Genomic DNA, 18,100 nt, shown 5'->3' with positions numbered 1-18,100 from the left:
TGGATAACCTCTCACTGCCCTTTTTTTAGGATAAAAGCCTTGAATAATGTAAGAAAACGACAATTACCTGGAGGGAATAAACAATGGCAGTTGATGCAAAAGCAGTAAAAGAACTTCGTGAAAGAACAGGCGCTGGTATGCTTGATTGTAAAAAAGCGCTTGAAGAAGCTAATAACGATATCACTAAAGCGGCTGAATTGCTTCGTGAAAAAGGTTTGTCCGCAGCAGCAAACAAAGCAGGACGTATTGCTACTGAAGGCGTTGTAGAATCTTACATCCACGCTGGCGGCCGTATTGGTGTACTTGTAGAAATCAACTGCGAAACTGACTTTGTAGGTAAAACAGATTCCTTTAAGGATTTTGCTCGCGATATCGCTATGCAAATCGCTGCAGCAAACCCGCGTTATGTTCGTCGTGAAGAAGTTCCACAAGAAGATGTAGAAAAAGAAAAAGAAATCCTGAAAGCTCAAGCTTTGAATGAAGGTAAGCCTGAGAAAATCATTGAAAAAATGGTTGAAGGACGTATTGGTAAATATTACGAAGAATATTGCTTGCTTGAGCAAACCTTCGTTAAAGACCCAGACAAAACGATCTCCCAATTGCTGAACGAAAAAATCAGCACAATCGGAGAAAACATCTCGATCCGTCGTTTTGCTCGTTTTGAACTAGGCGAAGGTTTGGAAAAGAAAGTGGATAACTTTGTTGAAGAAGTTATGGCACAAGTAAATAATTAATATCAGCTTCATCATAAATGTGAAGAATTGAATAAAGGCAAGCATCAGAAGAGCGGAACACGTACACGTAGTGTTCCGTCTTTTGCAGAAAGTGAGGGTATACATTTGGAACAGCCGGTATTTAAGAGAGTAGTCCTTAAGGTAAGTGGAGAGTCTTTGGCAGGACAAAACGGATATGGTATTGATGCCGACATGATTATTTCCATCGCTGAACAGATCAAGGAAGTAGTAGAGCTTGGCGTTCAGGTTGCGATTGTTTGTGGTGGAGGTAACATTTGGCGCGGGATCGCTGGTAGTGCAAGTGGCATAGATCGCGCTACTGCAGATTATATGGGCATGCTGGCAACAGTAATGAATTCACTTGCTCTGCAGGATGCATTAGAACAAATCGATGTGCCAACAAGAGTGCAGACTTCGATCTCGATGCAGCAAATTGCTGAACCGTACATTCGTCGTCGTGCGATTCGCCACTTGGAGAAGGGCCGTGTTGTTATTTTTGCAGCAGGCACAGGAAACCCTTTCTTCTCTACAGATACTACTGCAGCACTTAGAGCAGCAGAAATCGAAGCAGAAGTTATTCTGATGGCGAAGAACAAGGTTGATGGTGTATATTCAGCAGATCCGTTTAAAGACAGCACAGCCGAGAAATTTGAACAGCTCACTTACATGGATGTTCTGAACAAAAACCTTGGTGTTATGGATTCAACAGCTTCATCTCTATGCATGGATAATAATATACCGCTCATTGTATTTGCCATTACTGAACAAGGCAATATCAAACGTGTCGTTCTCGGTGAGAAGATCGGAACGATTGTTAAAGGGAGTGTAGATTAATGCCACAATCGGTCAAAAAAAATGCCGAAGAGCGTATGGAAAAAGCGATTTCATCGCTGAAACGTGACTTGGCAACATTGCGTGCAGGACGTGCAACAACATCACTGCTAGATCGCATTCAAGTTGAATATTATGGTTCCCCAACTCCAATCAATCAGCTGGCGAACATCAGTACTCCGGATTCCCGGACACTGTTAATCCAGCCGTGGGACAAAACATCGATGTCTGACATTGAACGGGCGATTATGAAATCTGATATCGGTTTGACGCCTGCTAATGACGGCACAATCATTCGTCTTTCTATCCCTCCGCTGACTGAAGAACGTCGGACGGATTTGGTGAAATTGACGAAGAAATTTGGTGAAGAAGCGAAAGTAGCGATCCGCAACATTCGCCGTGATGCCAACGATGATATTAAGAAGATGGAGAAAAACGGTATCTCGGAAGATGAGTCTCGTGGCCATCAGGAAGACATTCAAAAGACAACGGATAAGTTCATAGCCGAGGTCGACAAAGTGCTTGTATCCAAAGAAAAAGAGATTATGGAAGTATAAAGATATTCTAGAGACTTAAGGCCCCTCCGTTAATGGTGGGGTTTGTCTCTTTCTGATAAGAGCTTGGAGGAAACGGAAATGATCAAACGGGTTCAAGCGTGGCTGAGCCGTAAAGACAGGCAACAGCCAGTCGAGATTTCACCGGATAACATTCCCCGGCACGTGGCTGTTATTATGGACGGCAATGGGCGTTGGGCTAAGCGTCGCGGGTTGCCGCGCGTTGTGGGTCATCAGAATGGCATGAAGGCTGTTAAACGTGCTACAATCGCTGCAGACGAACTGGGTGTTGAGTTTTTGACGATGTATGCGTTCTCGACAGAAAATTGGAAACGACCAAAGGAAGAAGTCGATTATCTGATGCGCTTGCCAGTGGAGTTTCTAGCCATTGAGCTTGATGAACTGATTGAGAAGAATGTCCAAGTACGTATGATGGGGGATACTGATGCATTACCTTCATATACACGTAAGGCTATGGAAGAAGCGGTTTCCCGAACACAGGGCAATACTGGACTTATATTGAATTTTGCTCTCAATTATGGGGGACGTAAAGAAATTGAGGACTGCATGCGCAGCATTGGTAAGGACATCCAATCAGGGGCTTTGTCACCGGAAGATATTACGACTGATCTAATCGATAGCCGAATGTTATCTGGTGGGTTACCAGATCCGGATTTGCTTATACGTACAAGCGGAGAAATGCGACTTAGCAATTTCATGCTATGGCAGCTTGCTTATAGTGAGCTGTGGTTTACTGATGTGTATTGGCCTGAATTTGATAAGGAGCATTTGCATCAGGCAGTTGCTGAATATCAACGCCGTACACGCCGTTATGGTGGACTGAAGTAGCTTGATAGGAGATGGAAACCTTTGAAGCAGCGATTGATTACCGGAATTGTTGCCGGAGCACTATTTTTAGGCTTATGCGTGTTGGGAAACTGGCCATACCAGTTGTTACTTACTGCCATGGCTTTTATCGGGTTTTATGAATTTGTGAAAATGATAGGGATACCTGCGCTTTCCGGTTCTACCGTTCTTGGTTATGCAGCCATTCTAAGTTTTATGATCCCTTGGAATTTGCTTGGGATCTCTGCACCCTTATCGTGGGAACAAGGAATTTGGATTCTGCTGCTGTTGTTCCTTTTAGTTACAGTTTTTACTAAAAATAAATTAGATATTCGAGTAACAGCCTTGCTGTTTACTGGTATAGTATACATTGGAATGGGTTTTTCTTATATGGCCATGGCTCGTGCATCGGATGACGGACATGGTTTGTTCTGGACTTTTTTACTCCTTTTCTGCATTTGGGGTAGTGATGCCGGGGCTTACTTTGTTGGAAGAAGCATGGGGAAGAACAAACTTTGGCCAGCCATCAGTCCCAACAAAACGGTGGAAGGTGCAGTAGGTGGGGTACTGATCTCGATGCTAATCGCGATCGTGTTTGCAATATTTGCTCCTGAACATCTAGCGATAGGACGAGCGCTACTTATAGGGCTTTCTTGTGCGGTCTTGGGTCAGCTTGGTGATCTTGTGCAATCTGCCTATAAGCGTGCGTATGGTATCAAAGATTCAGGCACACTTCTGCCAGGTCACGGTGGTATTCTTGATCGATGTGACAGCTGGATTATCGTATTTCCATTCGTACATATCCTAACGCTCATGCCTTACTATTAACGGAAGGAGAGGGTATAACTATGAAAAAAATAAGTGTTCTTGGTTCCACAGGTTCGATCGGCACTCAGACTCTAGATGTCATCGCTATGCACCCAGACTCTTTTCAAGTAGATGGCTTGGCAGCTGGAACGAATACAGCGTTATTGCTGGAACAAGTCCGTCGGTTTAATCCTCGTCGTGTTTCTGTTGCAACAAAGGAGTTGGCAGATGAGATTAGATCCAGTCTGCCTTCTGGCATACAGCTATACAGCGGGAATGAAGGTCTTGTTGAGGTGGCAGCTGGTGGAGATGCCGAAATGGTCGTAACGGCTGTTATGGGTAGTGTAGGCCTCCAATCCACGTTAGCTGCGATCGAAGCAGGCAAACATATTGGACTAGCTAATAAAGAGACTTTGGTAACGGCAGGACACCTCGTCACTGATCTAGCTAATCGTAAGGGTGTTAAGTTGTTACCTATTGATAGCGAGCATTCTGCTATTTTTCAGTGCTTAAATGGTGAGAATCTCGCGGATATTGCTTGCATCACTTTAACGGCTTCTGGTGGATCCTTCCGGGATTTCACTCGTGATCAACTCAAGAATGTAACAGTAGAAGATGCACTTCGTCATCCGAATTGGAGCATGGGCGCGAAAATCACGATTGATTCTGCTACAATGGTGAATAAAGGGCTTGAGGTGATTGAAGCGCATTGGTTATTTGGTCTACCTTATGAACAAGTAAATGTACTTTTGCATCCAGAGAGTATCATTCACTCATATGTGGAGTTCCGCGATAGCAGTATTATTGCTCAGCTTGGTAATCCCGATATGCGTGTCCCGATTCAATATGCGCTCACGTATCCCGAACGCTGGGAATCGCCGGCACAGCGTTTGTCGTTAGCTGAAGTTGGACGTTTGACTTTCCGAGAAATGGACTATGAACGATTCCCTGCGCTTAAGCTAGCCATGGATTGTGGAAAAGCTGGAGGGACAGCTACTACTGCTTTTAATGCTGCGAATGAAATTGCTGTTGCTCGTTTCTTGAGTCATGAGATCCCATTCCTGCGCATTGAGGAGATCATCGGGGAAGTGCTGCATCGTCATATTAACGAGGACAATCCGAATTTGGAACAAATTGAATCCTGTGATAAGCGTGTTCGTGAGCTGGCAGCAACGCTGTAGAAGGTAGAAAGATCTCTTTTTAAAAATATAAGAAAGTATAAGTTTCACTTTATACATTATCCTTATATTTCTCGCGTAAACGCGTACCGTCTCCTTAAGGGACGCCGATGGCGTTATTGCTTGACTGGAAATACTTACTTTGCCCTAAAAATAGGTTGGGACAGTTGATTCTCTTGTGCCTGATCGGAGAATAATGATAAATTAAGAGGACATACTTCGGTCTTACACCTAAAGGGGGATGATACGTTTGGAAATGGTTCAAGTCGTTTTATTAACGGTGCTCATGTTTTTTGTCCTGGTGACTGTACATGAATGGGGTCACTATTATTTTGCCAAACGCGCCGGTATTCTCGTGAGGGAATTTGCTATCGGTTTCGGTCCGAAACTGTTTTCTTATAAACGGAATGAGACACAGTTCACTTTGCGTTTACTGCCTTTTGGCGGTTATGCTCGGATGGCTGGTGAAGATCCGGAAATTATTGAAATTGGCTCAGGACAGACCATTGCAGTAAGACTCGGTCAGGATAATAAAGTAAAAAATATTTATCTGGACGCACTGGATACACGTAAAAATGTAATCCGTGGTGAGGCTTTGCATACTGATCTTGAAAATGATCTGCAAATCCGCTTGGATGTGGATGGCGAAGTTACTACTTATGATGTTCATCCTCAAGCGATGATGATTAAAGGAACGCAACAGACTCAAATTGCGCCTAAAGATCGCCAATTCGGTAGTAAAACCGTGGGTCAGCGTGCATTGGCTATTGTTGCGGGTCCTGTGATGAACTTCCTGTTAGCCTTTGTTCTGTTTGCCATCCATTTGCAAATGGTTGGAATTCCGGTGGAGAATCCTACTTATGTTAAGATCGGTGATGTCTCTGAAGGAATGCCTGCACAAGAGGCGGGATTGCAGAAGGGTGACATTATTGTCTCCATCAACGGTGAGAAGATTGGTGCCGATTACCAAAAAATGATTGACTTAACCTCGGAGTCCAAAGGGAAAGAAATGAAATGGATGCTGCAACGTGGTGATGAGACCCTTAATGTGACTCTCGTTCCTCGTAGCATGGAGGGACAAGAAGGCGGTAAAATCGGGATTACACCTGAGCTTCCTACCCGCAAAGCAGGGGTTGGAGAGACGTTGACAGGTTCAGGTAAAGCTATGGTCGATACGACGGAAGCTATCTTTCTGGGCTTTAAGCAATTGATCAATAAATTCAATATGGATGATATTGGAGGTCCGGTTCGTACCTTTGAAGTAACCGGTCAAATTGCCCAACAAGGCATTCAGTATCTTACCTATTGGGCTGCTATCCTAAGCTTGTATCTGGGGATTTTCAACCTATTGCCGATTCCAGCACTAGATGGAAGCCGTCTGGCGTTCCTAGGTGTGGAGGCATTACGCGGTAAACCTGTAGATCCGAGTCGTGAAGGTATGGTTCACTTTGTTGGATTTGCACTGTTATTTTTATTAATGATTGCTGTTACGTATAATGATATTTTACGTTTGATCAGCGGCTAATTTTCTTCGGGAGGCATTCCATTACATGGCAAAAGATAAGCAATTCGTTACGGAAATCACGCCGCAAAGCGAGGATTTCTCACGCTGGTATATTGATGTTATAAAAAAAGGAGACTTGATGGACTACTCTCCTGTTCGTGGCTGTATCGTATTTAAGCCAGAGGGCTATGAAATATGGGAGCATATTCAGGAGGAAATGAACCGTCGCCTCAAGGAAACTGGGCATCGTAATGCTTATTTTCCAGTGTTCATTCCAGAGAGTTTCTTTCAAAAGGAAAAGGATCATATTGAAGGCTTTAATCCCGAACTGCCATGGGTAACTGAGGCTGGTGGAGACGTGCTTGAAGAACGTCTGGCTGTCCGTCCTACTTCTGAGACCATGTTCGGGCACATGTATTCCAAATGGATTCAGTCCTATCGTGACCTTCCTGTACTTATCAATCAATGGGCGAACGTGGTTCGTTGGGAGAAGCGTACTTTACCATTTATCCGCACTACTGAGTTTCTTTGGCAAGAAGGGCATACTGCGCATGAGAATGAAGCCGAAGCTCGTGAAGAAACCATGAAGATGCTGGATAACTACCGTGATTTTGCCGAGACATTCCTTGCCATTCCGGTGATCACTGGACAAAAGACACCTTCCGAGCGTTTTGCTGGTGCAGTAGATACGTATTCTATTGAGGCGATGATGAAAGATGGACGTGCTGTTCAGGCTGCTACCTCACATTACTTGGGTACCAAGTTTGCAACAGCATTTGAGATCCAGTATTTGAGCCGCGACAATAATTTAGAATATGTGCATACGACCTCATGGGGATCCACTACACGCTTGATTGGTTCGCTGATTATGGTACATGGCGATGACCGTGGTCTTGTTCTGCCACCTAAGGTAGCGCCAACTCAAGTGATTATGATTCCGATCGGACCTCCTAAAACTCGTGAAGCCGTGATTGGACGGACAGACGAGCTGTTCAAGGAGCTGAAGAACGCAGGTGTTCGTGTACGTGTGGATGATCGTTCGGATGTAACGCCAGGTTGGAAGTTCAATGAATATGAAATGCGCGGTATACCTGTGCGCTTGGAGCTTGGACCACGCGATATGGAGAATGGCGTTTGCGTTATCGTATCCCGTGTCACAGGTGAGAAGAAGGTAATTCAGCAGGAGAACCTTGTTGAAGAGGTACAAGCAATGCTCGAGCAGGTTCATAATGAAATGTTCGAACGTGCCCTGAAATTCCGTGAGGACCATTTCTATTCTGTAGATTCCTTGGAAGAAATGAAAGCTTCAATGGAAGAAAAACGCGGCTTTGCACTAGCTGGCTGGTGTGGTTCCGAAGAATGCGAGTCCAAAGTTAAGGAAGAGACAGGTGCGGGTAGCCGTAACATTCCTTTCGATCCGGCGGAGAAGAAACAAGTCTGCATTTGCTGTGGTAAACCAGCTGAGCATACTGTGGTTTTTGCAAAGGCATATTAATCTTTTGGTACCGATCAACAGTCTTGTAGTATTTTAATCTAGCTTCTGGAGAGAGGAGTCAGCGGGCCGAAAAAACCCAATGCTTTTTGAATCCAGAAGCTTTTTAAAATATAAGAATTTATAGGCTTACGTAATAAATTATCCTTTTATTTCTCGCATAAACACTTACCGTCCTCATAAGGACGCTGAAGGCGTTTATGCTTGAAATATAAGAAAGTATAAGTTTCACACTATACTTTATCCTTATATTTTTACGAGAAACAGTTATCGTCTTTAAAAGACGACAACGTCGTTTCTTCTTATCATATTGTACTTTCACTGAATATCATTGATTGTGTTTTACGGAGTTATCAAAGGTGGGAGGAAAGCATGGAACAAAACCAGGAGAGAAGAAAAAGATTCGAGCTCTTGATGAAGCAAGGTGAAATTCCACCTGCAATTATGGATCCCTACTTTTTAGATGGATATATAGAGCGTGTAGAGATCAGCCGTGGTAACCGAGACTGGCAAATTGTGATTGCGAAAGAAAGTCTGGTTCCAGCGCAGGTATACCGGACATTTTGCCTCAGAATGCGCGAGAAGCTACAGCATATAGCCAAAGTAAGCTTTTTATTCGTATATGATCAAAAAGTTAGTAGAGCAGAGCTAGTCCAAGAATATTGGGGATTGTTTCTGGAGTGGGTGACTCGCGAGATCCCTTCGGTTAATGGCTGGCTGACACGTTCTACCCAAGAGCTTAAAGATGACACTTTAATGCTGACGATGAGTGACTCCACTTCTATGGAGCTGGCTCGTAAAAAAGGCATCGATGGGGCAATTATTAAATTTTATGATAAGTATTTCGGTCTCTCCTTAAAAGTTAAAGTGCTAATGGCAGAGAACGAAAATAATAATGTTGAAGCATACGAAGAATTTCAGCAAAAGCTTCAGCAAGAACAACGCGAGATCGTTGAGCAGATGATGACTGCTGTAGAAACAGAAGCTCCTGCTGATGATAGCGATCCTAATGAAGTAATTAAGCTTCAAGTGGGGTATGAAATTAAGGAACAGGCCGTGCCGATTCTTGAAATTCAAGATGAAGAGAAGAAAATTACAATTCAGGGTACTATTTTTGGTCTGGATCGTAAGGAACTTCGCAATGGCAGTACTTTGTTCACCTTCAGTTTGACCGATTTCACGGATTCTCTACAAATGAAGATGTTCGCGAAGACTAAAGATGATCTGAAGGTTATGAGTCAGCTAGCAAACGGTAAATGGGTAAGAGCACGCGGAAAAGTTGAATATGACCGTTTTATGCAGATTCCTGAGCTCGTGATGATCCCTTCGGATTTAACGGAAGTTAAGGCACCGCCTGCGCGTAAAGATACGGCTCCTAAGAAACGGGTGGAATTCCACCTTCACACTACGATGAGTACGATGGATGCGGTCACTCCGATCACTACCTATGTCAAAACAGCTGCCCAGTGGGGGCATCCTGCGATTGCTATTTCTGATCATGGCGGAGTTCAGGCTTTTCCTGATGCGAACCATGCAGCTCATAAGCATAAGATAAAAATGATTTATGGCGTGGAAGCCAATGTTGTGAATGACTCTGTGAATATTGTCGAGAATGCTCAGCCTTTGGACTTGAAGACAGCTACCTATGTAGTGTTTGATATAGAGACCACGGGGTTATCGATTACCCGCAATAATATTACGGAGCTGGCGGCCATTAAAATGTGTGAGGGTAAAGAAGTAGACCGTTATTCTACTTTTGTTAATCCGCATGAGAAGATCCCTTATCATATTCAGCAATTGACCAATATTACGGATGAAATGGTTAAGGATGCTCCTGATCTTGAGCCAGTGCTGCGTAAGTTTGTTGAATTTGTGGGTGACAGTATCCTTGTTGCTCATAACGCCAGATTTGATATGGGTTTTATTCAGGCCTCGTTACGTAAAATAGGTGAACCTGTGCTTTCGAATCCATCTCTTGATACGCTTGAGCTCGCTCGGTTACTATATCCAAGCATGAAGAATCACAGGCTGAACACATTAGCCGATAAATATAAAGTTCTTCTGGAAAGCCATCACCGTGCGATTGATGATACCATAGCACTCGGCGGTATATTAACAGGATTGCTCGCAGATGCTGAAAAGATGAAGGGCATGACCCGCCTTGATCGACTAAACGATTATGTGGGTAATGATCTTTCGAACACAAGACCGTTCCACTGTAATATTTATGCACTTAATCAAGTAGGCAAAAAAAATCTCTATAAGCTCATTTCCATGTCACATACGGAATATTTCAAACGTGTACCTTGTATTCCGAAATCCAAGCTGGAAGAGCATAGAGATGGACTGCTCGTGATTTCTGGTTGTGAACGTGGAGAGTTTTTTGAAGCAGTACTCAACAAAACGACTGAGGAAGCCATGGAGGTTGCTCATTTTTATGATGTGCTGGAGATTCAGCCATTGACCATGTACATGCACTTGGTGGACAAGGGCTTTGTAGCAGGCCCTGATGAGCTTCGCGATGTAGTCCGCAAGGTTTGCGAAATAGGGGAACAGTTGAATAAACCTGTTATCGCAACGGGGAATGTGCATTATCTTGAACCCCGGGACAAGCTGTATCGTGATATTACGATTAATGGGATCACAGGCTTTAGTCCGCTTAAAGACCAACGCAAACCGGATGCACACTTCCGCACAACGGATGAAATGCTGTCTGAATTCGAATTTCTCGGTGCTGAAAAAGCGATGGAAGTCGTGGTTACGAATACAGTTGAGCTGGCAGAACGTTTTGAAGAGCTGGAGCTATTTCCAGATAAGCTATTTACACCAATTCTTGAAGGGGCGGACGAAGAAATTCGCGAGACCTGTTATAACACTGCCAAATCCATTTATGGCGAAGAACTACCTGAAGTAGTTATTGCCCGTTTGGAGAAAGAGCTTGCACCGATTATTAAATTCGGGTTCTCTGCCAACTATTTGATTTCTGAACGTCTCGTTAAAAAATCAAATCGAGATGGATATCTCGTAGGCTCGCGGGGTTCTGTAGGTTCTTCTGTAGTAGCTACATTTCTTGGAATTTCAGAAGTTAATCCTTTGCCTGCGCATTATATTTGCCTAAACCCCGAGTGTCGCCATAGTGAATGGTTCCTGGACGGTAGTGTGCGGAGCGGATTCGATTTACCAGATAAAGTCTGCCCGGATTGCGGTCAGAAGCTCAAAGGTGAAGGCCAGGATATTCCGTTCGAGACCTTCCTTGGATTTAAAGGGGATAAAGTTCCCGATATCGACTTGAACTTCTCAGGGGAATATCAGCCGAATGCACATAACTTTACCAAAGAAATGTTTGGTGAGAAAAATGTATTCCGTGCCGGAACGATTGGTACCGTAGCTGAGAAGACAGCTTTCGGATTTGCAAAAAAATACGAAGAACTTCACCAGAAACGTTGGCGTGGAGCTGAAGTTGGCCGTCTGGCGGCCGGTTGTACAGGCGTTAAACGTAGTACGGGACAGCATCCGGGTGGTATAGTCGTTGTTCCAGACTATATGGAGGTAGAAGATATTACGCCAGTACAATTCCCGGCGGATGATGTCAATGCCGAATGGAAGACCACACACTTTGATTATCACGCTTTTGACGCGAATCTGCTGAAGCTTGATATTCTGGGTCATGATGATCCGACGATGATGCGGATGCTCCAGGATTTGACAGGTGTTGATCCAACTTCTATCCCGATGAATGATCCGAAAGTAATGAGCATGTTTAACTCTACAGATGCGCTTGGAGTGAGACCTGACGAAATCAGATCACCGGTTGCGACCTATGGTGTGCCCGAAATGGGTACCAAATTCGTACGTCAAATGCTTATTGAGTCGAAACCATCCAGCTTTGCTGACTTACTACAAATATCAGGTTTGTCTCATGGTACTGGAGTTTGGCTTGGTAACGCGCAAGAGCTTATAAAGAATAACACTTGTAACATTAAGACCGTTATCGGTTGTCGGGATGACATCATGCTCTTCTTAATTTATAAAGCGGGAATGGATGCGAGCTTGGCCTTTAAAATTACCGAGAGTGTTCGTAAAGGTAAAGGTTTATCTGACGAATGGATCGAGGAAATGAAAAAGTGCAAGGTTCCACAATGGTATATTGATTCTTGTCTGAAGATTCAATACATGTTCCCGAAGGCGCATGCTGCTGCATACGTAATTTCTGCAGTACGTACCGCCTACTTCAAGCTGTATCATCCTATTGAATATTATGCGACTTATTTCTCTGTACGTGCAGCAGATTTTGATATTGAATTGTGCTGTAAGGGATATGAAGCGATCAACCGTCAGATCGTAGAAATTGAGCAAAAAGGATTTCAAGCTTTGCCTAAGGAAAAGGCTATGTTGCCTGTCCTTGAGATGGCTTTGGAGATGACGGCACGTGGGTTTACATTCAAAAACATTGATCTTTACCGTTCGGAAGCGAATAAGTTTATTGTTGATGACAAGAGTTTGATTCCTCCGTTTTCCGCATTAGCGGGAATTGGTGAGAATGCTGCTATCAACATTGCCGCTGCGAAAGATGCCGGGGAATTCCTTTCTATTGAGGATTTCCAGCAAAAATCCAAGGCGAGTAAGACAGTTATTGAGCTGCTAACCAATATGGGCTGCTTCCGCGGCTTACCGGAGAGCAATCAACTTTCCCTATTTTAAAGGCTTTAACAACACTTATTTCATGGCTAGAAAAGAGAGCTCCAAAGGGGGAGTCAAGGGCTAGCACTTGTCAGTCCAGACTCACTATGGTATAATTTCTTTGGTAATAATGAGATAAGTCCGTTGTGTAAAGAGTGGGGAAACCCACTCTTTATCTTTGGTATATAGCAAAAGACAAGTTCGTGGAGGTAATTTTCTTTTGAGCACACCCAAATCTAAAATTAAACAAACGGTAGAGCAGATGCTCGGGCCCTATCTCGACGACAATGGTTTCGAACTGGTGGACGTTGAATACGTGAAGGAAGGCTCCAATTGGTTTCTGCGTATATTCGTAGATAAAGAAGGCGGCATTGATATTGATGACTGCGGAAGCATTAGCGAATATTTCAGTCAGCAGTTGGATGAGAATGATCCTATCCCTGAGGCATATTTCCTTGAGGTTTCCTCACCGGGAGCAGAGCGTCCTCTCAAAAAAGCTGCGGATGTAGCTAAAGCGGTAGGTAAGGACGTGTATGTGACTGTTTATGAGCCGATTCAAGGACTCAAAGAATTTGAAGGTCGTTTGCTCTCGTTCGAGAACGAGGAACTGCTCATCTCCGCGGGCAAAAAAGAACATGTAGTACCGTACGCCAAAGTCGCAAGCGCGAGATTGGCCATTATTTTTTAACGTCTTGAAAGGGGGGCCGGAAATTCATGAGTATGGAGTTTATTGAAGCAATGAATGAGCTGGAAAGGGAGAGAGGCATCAGTAAAGATGTGCTGTTCGAAGCGATCGAAGCGGCGCTGATCTCTAGTTATAAACGTAATTTCAATGCAGCACAGAACGTGCGTGTTGACATGAACCGCAACACAGGTGTCATTAAAGTGTTTGCCCGCAAGCTAATTGTTGAAGAGGTCCTAGATACAAGGACTGAAATCTCATTGCCGGCAGCCAGAGAAATTAACCCGCATTTCCAGCTTGAAGACATTGCTGAGCTTGAAGTAACACCACGTGATTTCGGGCGTATTGCTGCACAGACTGCAAAGCAGGTTGTAACACAACGGATTCGCGAAGCAGAGCGTGGACTCATCTATAATGCCTTTATTGACAAAGAAGATGATATTGTAACAGGACTTGTACAACGTCAAGATATGCGGAACATTTACATTGATCTTGGTAAAATCGAAGCGGTCTTGCCGCTTAGTGAATTGATGCCAGGTGAGAAGTTTAAACAAAGCGAGCGTATCAAGGCTTATATCACTAAAGTTGAGAACACCACTAAAGGACCGCAAATTATGCTGTCCCGCAGTCATCCCGGATTGCTGAAGCGTCTGTTCGAACTAGAAGTTCCGGAAATTTTTGATGGTGTAGTTGAAATTCGTTCCGTAGCTCGTGAAGCTGGCTTCCGTTCGAAGATTGCTGTGTATTCCCGCAATCCGGAAGTGGATCCAGTTGGTTCTTGCGTAGGCCCAAGAGGAACACGCGTTCAAACCATCGTTACTGAGCTTCGTGGCGAGAAGATCGATATCGTCCGTTACTCTGATCTGGTGCAGGAGTATGTCGCTAATGCACTCAGCCCTTCTAAGGTGCTTGAAGTTCAAGTCTTTGAAGCAGAGAAAATGGCACGGGTGATCGTTCCTGATTATCAATTATCACTGGCTATCGGTATTAAAGGGCAAAATGCACGTCTTGCCGCTAAGCTTACCGGCTGGAAAATTGATATCAAGAGTGAAAGTCAAGCGGAGCAGGAATACGGTAGACCGAGAACTTCTATTGATGAAATGCATCAGGATTCCGTCTCCATTGATTAATTAACCTGCTTGACGGGAGGCGTATGTATGAAACAAAGAAAGGTGCCGCTGCGCAAATGCGTTGCTACCCAAGAGATGATGCCGAAAAAAGAGCTGATTCGAGTGGTTAGAACGCCCGAGGGCGAAGTACTGATTGATCTGACAGGTAAGAAGTCAGGCCGTGGTGCTTACATATGCGGCAAGCTTGAATGCTTTAAGCTGGCACAGAAGAATAAAGCACTTGACCGCGCTTTGAAATGTCAAGTGAGTCCTGAAATCTATGACCAGCTTGCCCGGGAGTTTACTTCCGTGGAAGAGCAGTTTCTAGCAGCAAAGGATAGTGAGGATAATGAGTAAGGCGCTTTCTTATTTAGGGCTTGCCATGAGAGCAGGCAAGATAGTCACCGGCGATGAGGCTGTACTCAAAGCTGTACGGTCTTCAGAGGCGAAGCTGGTCGTTCTGGCAGGTGACGCTTCAGATAATACCCAAAAAAAGTTCCGTGATAAATGCGGAACCTACGATATTCCACTAGTAATCGCATTTCACCGAGACAGCCTCGGTGCAAGTATTGGTAAAGACCAGCGTGTAGTACTGGCCATTACGGATAAAGGATTCGCGGAAATGATCTCCAAGCAACTCGGAGATACTGTCGGAGGTGGATTTATTGACTAAAGAAGAGAACAAAGATAAATTGCGCGTGTACGAATACGCCAAGTCACTAAACATGAGCAGTAAAGAAATTATTACAATTCTGAAGCGTTTGAATGTCCCTGTGAATAATCATATGAGTGTCATGGAGAACGGTTCCGTGAACAAAGTAGAGCAATTCTTCAAGGATATCAAGTCGAACGCTGCAGCCAAACGGGATACCAGCTCTAGCAGCCGTCCGGTGACAACCGGTGCGGTAACTGCCGAACCCCAAAGTGCTCAGAATGCCAACAAAAATCAACAGGAAAAGCAGGTAGGTATGAACAGTAACCAAAACAACAACCAATCGACGACGTCCCCAAGGCCCCAAAGCGGACAAGATTCCCGCAGAACAACAACAGGTTCAACGCAGAATGCACGTCCGCAACAAAGCGGAGCTCCACGTACTAACAGTACTAGCGGAAGCCGTCCGCAAGGAAGTAGCACAGGCGGCAATCGTCCACAAGGTAGCAACACTGGTGGCAGCCGTCCGCAAGGAAGTAATACTGGCAGCCGTCCACAAGGTAGCAGTACCGGTGGTAGCCGTCCGCAAGGTAGCAGCACTGGTGGCAGCCGTCCGCAAGGTAGTAATACCGGTGGTAGCCGTCCACAAGGAAGCAATACTGGCAGTCGTCCGCAAGGACAAAGCAGTGCACCTCGCACTGACAGCCGCCCACAAGGTCAATCTGGCACTGGCGGTGGCTTCACACGCGGTGACGACAGAGGTCCTAAGAAGAACACAACTGGTGGTAGACCAAATACGAACAATAGACGGTTTGATGATGGCAAAGGCGGTAACTACCGCGGTCGTGGTGGTAAGAATGGCCGCGGCAAGAATCAGCCAATGGTTCACCGTGAGAAGATCGATAACACACCTAAGAAGATTATCGTTCGTGGTAGCATGACTGTTGGTGAAACAGCAAAATTGCTTCACAAAGACGCTTCTGAAGTAATTAAGAAGCTGATCTCTATGGGTGTTATGGCAACCATCAACCAAGAGCTGGATATCGACACCATCCTGCTACTCGCTGCTGAATTCGGCGTAGAAGTAGAAGTGAAGATTCCTGTTGATGAGGATAGCTTTGAAACTGTGGAAGAGAATGATGCTGAAGAAGAACTTCAGTCACGTCCTCCAGTAGTTACGATCATGGGTCACGTTGACCACGGTAAAACTACTTTGCTGGATGCCATTCGTTCGACGAGTGTATCTCTAGGCGAAGCAGGCGGAATCACACAGCATATCGGTGCTTATCAAGTTGAAATCAACCAGAAGAAAATCACGTTCCTAGATACACCTGGTCACGAAGCATTTACTGCTATGCGTGCTCGTGGTGCACAGGTAACAGATATGACTATTATCGTAGTTGCTGCTGATGACGGTGTTATGCCTCAGACCGTTGAAGCTATTGCACACGCTAAGGCTGCTGGACTTCCGATTATTGTCGCTGTTAATAAAATCGACAAGCCGGGTGCAGATCCTGACAAAGTGAAGCAAGAGCTTACAAGCTATGAACTCGTTCCTGAAGAGTGGGGCGGAGATACCATCTTCGTTAACCTTTCTGCAAAACAACGTATTAACTTGGAAGAACTGCTGGAAATGATTCTGCTCGTTGCTGAAGTAAATGAGTACAAAGCGAACCCTGACAAACGGGCACGCGGTACGGTTATAGAAGCTGAGCTTGATAAGAATCGTGGACCAGTTGCACGTGTTCTGGTACAGAATGGTACATTGAAAGTCGGCGATGCTTTCGTAGCAGGTAACTGCTTCGGACGTGTACGTGCGATGGTTAATGATAAAGGACGTAAGATCAAGGAAGCTAGACCTTCCACTCCAGTAGAAATTACTGGTTTGACTGAGGTACCACAAGCTGGCGATCCGTTTATGGCTTTCGAAGACGAGCGTAAAGCCCGTGCGATTGCTGATAGACGTTCCACATCCCAACGTCAATCTGAGCTGAATACGAACACCCGTGTAACATTGGATGATTTGTTCCAGCACATTAAAGACGGCGAGATCAAAGACCTTAACGTTATCATTAAAGCTGACGTACAAGGTTCAGTCGAGGCACTTAAAGGTTCCCTGGCTAAGATCGAAGTGGAAGGCGTCCGCGTGAAGATCATTCACAGCGGTGCTGGTGCCATTACGGAATCCGATATTACACTTGCAGCAGCATCTAATGCTATTGTTATTGGCTTTAACGTTCGTCCGGACGCTCAGACCAAGGCAGCTGCTGAACAAGAAAAAGTAGATGTTCGTCTCCATAACATCATCTACAATGTAATCGAGGAAATCGAAAGTGCAATGAAGGGTATGCTTGATCCTATCTATAAAGAGAACGTTATCGGTCACGCTGAAGTACGTAGCGTCTTCAAAATCAGTAAAGTGGGTACCATTGCAGGTTGTATGGTAATTGATGGTAAAATTACCCGTAATGCTGAAATGCGCTTGATCCGTAGCGGAATCGTTGTATTTACAGGTAAAGTTGATACCTTGAAACGCTTTAAAGATGATGCCAAAGAAGTGGCGCAAGGTTATGAATGCGGCATAACTTTGGAACGCTATAATGACGTCCAAGAGGGCGACATTATCGAAGCGTTTCTTATGGAAACTGTAGAGCGCTAAGCGAAGAGGTGAATATAGATGTCTAAAATTAGAGCAGGACGAGTGGGCGAGCAGATCAAGAAAGAGCTTAGTCAACTTATCCAAAGCGGACTGAAAGATCCTCGAATCGGTTTTGTAACTGTAACTGGCGTAGACGTGACTAACGATCTGTCGCAAGCGAAAGTATACCTAAGCGTGTTCGGGGATGAAGAGCAGAAGTCAGGCTCCCTTAAAGCGATTGAGAAAGCTAATGGTTTTCTTCGCTCCGAGCTTGGCAAGGCGATTCGCCTTCGGCATACACCAGAACTGATCTTCAAGATCGATGAATCTGTCGCTTATGGCAGTCACATTGAGAAACTTCTTGGAGAGCTTCATAAGAACGATTAGAAATAG

At 44.7% G+C, this 18,100-nt stretch carries 14 protein-coding genes and 1 pseudogene; all 15 read left to right on the top strand.

Annotation, left to right across the window (positions count from 1 at the left end):
- Positions 1–83: 83 nt before the first annotated feature.
- The 15 genes and pseudogenes from tsf to rbfA all read left to right on the top strand — a co-directional run bounded on the left by tsf (position 84) and on the right by rbfA (position 18,094).
- Positions 84–734 (top strand): translation elongation factor Ts, encoded by a 651-nt coding sequence (tsf, locus tag MKX41_RS12860; protein ID WP_042189425.1) that lies wholly within the window; start codon positions 84–86, stop codon positions 732–734.
- Between the two features lie 105 nt (positions 735–839).
- Positions 840–1,568, top strand: a complete 729-nt coding sequence (gene pyrH, locus MKX41_RS12855; protein WP_036688491.1) for a UMP kinase — start codon at positions 840–842, stop codon at positions 1,566–1,568.
- Complete coding sequence (frr, locus tag MKX41_RS12850) at positions 1,568–2,122, top strand: ribosome recycling factor (RefSeq protein WP_042189424.1); 555 nt, start codon at positions 1,568–1,570, stop codon at positions 2,120–2,122. The genes pyrH and frr overlap by 1 nt, the downstream gene beginning before the upstream one ends.
- Positions 2,123–2,200: 78 nt before the next feature.
- Complete coding sequence (locus tag MKX41_RS12845; protein WP_042189423.1) at positions 2,201–2,968, top strand: isoprenyl transferase; 768 nt, start codon at positions 2,201–2,203, stop codon at positions 2,966–2,968.
- 21 nt (positions 2,969–2,989) lie between these two features.
- The gene (locus tag MKX41_RS12840) at positions 2,990–3,793 is read left to right on the top strand and encodes a phosphatidate cytidylyltransferase (protein WP_042189422.1); all 804 of its coding nucleotides are present in this window, start codon (positions 2,990–2,992) and stop codon (positions 3,791–3,793) included.
- 20 nt (positions 3,794–3,813) lie between these two features.
- A complete protein-coding gene (locus MKX41_RS12835) occupies positions 3,814–4,953 on the top strand; it encodes a 1-deoxy-D-xylulose-5-phosphate reductoisomerase (protein WP_042189421.1) in 1,140 nt (379 codons plus the stop codon).
- 247 nt (positions 4,954–5,200) lie between these two features.
- On the top strand, positions 5,201–6,475 hold the full coding sequence (gene rseP, locus MKX41_RS12830) for an RIP metalloprotease RseP (RefSeq protein ID WP_042189420.1): 1,275 nt from the start codon (positions 5,201–5,203) through the stop codon (positions 6,473–6,475).
- A gap of 25 nt (positions 6,476–6,500) precedes the next feature.
- Entirely contained in the window at positions 6,501–7,949 is a 1,449-nt protein-coding gene (gene proS / locus MKX41_RS12825) for a proline--tRNA ligase (RefSeq protein WP_042189419.1), read from the top strand.
- Positions 7,950–8,318: 369 nt separating this feature from the next.
- Complete coding sequence (locus MKX41_RS12820; RefSeq protein WP_339265620.1) at positions 8,319–12,647, top strand: PolC-type DNA polymerase III; 4,329 nt, start codon at positions 8,319–8,321, stop codon at positions 12,645–12,647.
- Positions 12,648–12,846: 199 nt separating this feature from the next.
- On the top strand, positions 12,847–13,314 hold the full coding sequence (gene rimP / locus MKX41_RS12815) for a ribosome maturation factor RimP (RefSeq protein WP_042128863.1): 468 nt from the start codon (positions 12,847–12,849) through the stop codon (positions 13,312–13,314).
- Positions 13,315–13,340: 26 nt separating this feature from the next.
- Positions 13,341–14,438, top strand: a complete 1,098-nt coding sequence (nusA, locus tag MKX41_RS12810) for a transcription termination factor NusA (RefSeq protein ID WP_042189417.1) — start codon at positions 13,341–13,343, stop codon at positions 14,436–14,438.
- 27 nt (positions 14,439–14,465) lie between these two features.
- Positions 14,466–14,774: an RNase P modulator RnpM gene (gene rnpM, locus MKX41_RS12805; RefSeq protein ID WP_042189416.1), complete on the top strand. Its 309-nt coding sequence runs from the start codon at positions 14,466–14,468 to the stop codon at positions 14,772–14,774.
- Positions 14,767–15,088 (top strand): annotated as a pseudogene (locus MKX41_RS12800) (YlxQ family RNA-binding protein); the annotation flags it as partial. The gene rnpM and the pseudogene MKX41_RS12800, both read left to right, overlap by 8 nt.
- Positions 15,083–17,728, top strand: a complete 2,646-nt coding sequence (infB, locus tag MKX41_RS12795; protein ID WP_340970911.1) for a translation initiation factor IF-2 — start codon at positions 15,083–15,085, stop codon at positions 17,726–17,728. The pseudogene MKX41_RS12800 and the gene infB, both read left to right, overlap by 6 nt.
- Before the next feature lie 18 nt (positions 17,729–17,746).
- Positions 17,747–18,094, top strand: a complete 348-nt coding sequence (gene rbfA, locus MKX41_RS12790) for a 30S ribosome-binding factor RbfA (RefSeq protein ID WP_042128856.1) — start codon at positions 17,747–17,749, stop codon at positions 18,092–18,094.
- The last annotated feature ends 6 nt before the right edge of the window (positions 18,095–18,100 follow it).

Source organism: Paenibacillus sp. FSL R5-0475 (assembly GCF_038004585.1).
In the GTDB taxonomy this organism is placed as follows: domain Bacteria; phylum Bacillota; class Bacilli; order Paenibacillales; family Paenibacillaceae; genus Paenibacillus_AQ.
This window is presented reverse-complemented; position numbering and strand designations above follow the sequence as displayed.

Excerpts from the sequence above, each read along its gene's own strand:
- tsf (WP_042189425.1), top strand. The coding sequence starts at position 84 with ATGGCAGTTGATGCAAAAGCAGTAAAAGAACTTCGTGAAAGAACAGGC.
- frr (WP_042189424.1), top strand. The coding sequence starts at position 1,568 with ATGCCACAATCGGTCAAAAAAAATGCCGAAGAGCGTATGGAAAAAGCG.
- MKX41_RS12845 (WP_042189423.1), top strand. The coding sequence starts at position 2,201 with ATGATCAAACGGGTTCAAGCGTGGCTGAGCCGTAAAGACAGGCAACAG.
- MKX41_RS12835 (WP_042189421.1), top strand. The coding sequence starts at position 3,814 with ATGAAAAAAATAAGTGTTCTTGGTTCCACAGGTTCGATCGGCACTCAG.
- proS (WP_042189419.1), top strand. The coding sequence starts at position 6,501 with ATGGCAAAAGATAAGCAATTCGTTACGGAAATCACGCCGCAAAGCGAG.
- MKX41_RS12820 (WP_339265620.1), top strand. The coding sequence starts at position 8,319 with ATGGAACAAAACCAGGAGAGAAGAAAAAGATTCGAGCTCTTGATGAAG.
- nusA (WP_042189417.1), top strand. The coding sequence starts at position 13,341 with ATGAGTATGGAGTTTATTGAAGCAATGAATGAGCTGGAAAGGGAGAGA.
- rnpM (WP_042189416.1), top strand. The coding sequence starts at position 14,466 with ATGAAACAAAGAAAGGTGCCGCTGCGCAAATGCGTTGCTACCCAAGAG.
- rbfA (WP_042128856.1), top strand. The coding sequence starts at position 17,747 with ATGTCTAAAATTAGAGCAGGACGAGTGGGCGAGCAGATCAAGAAAGAG.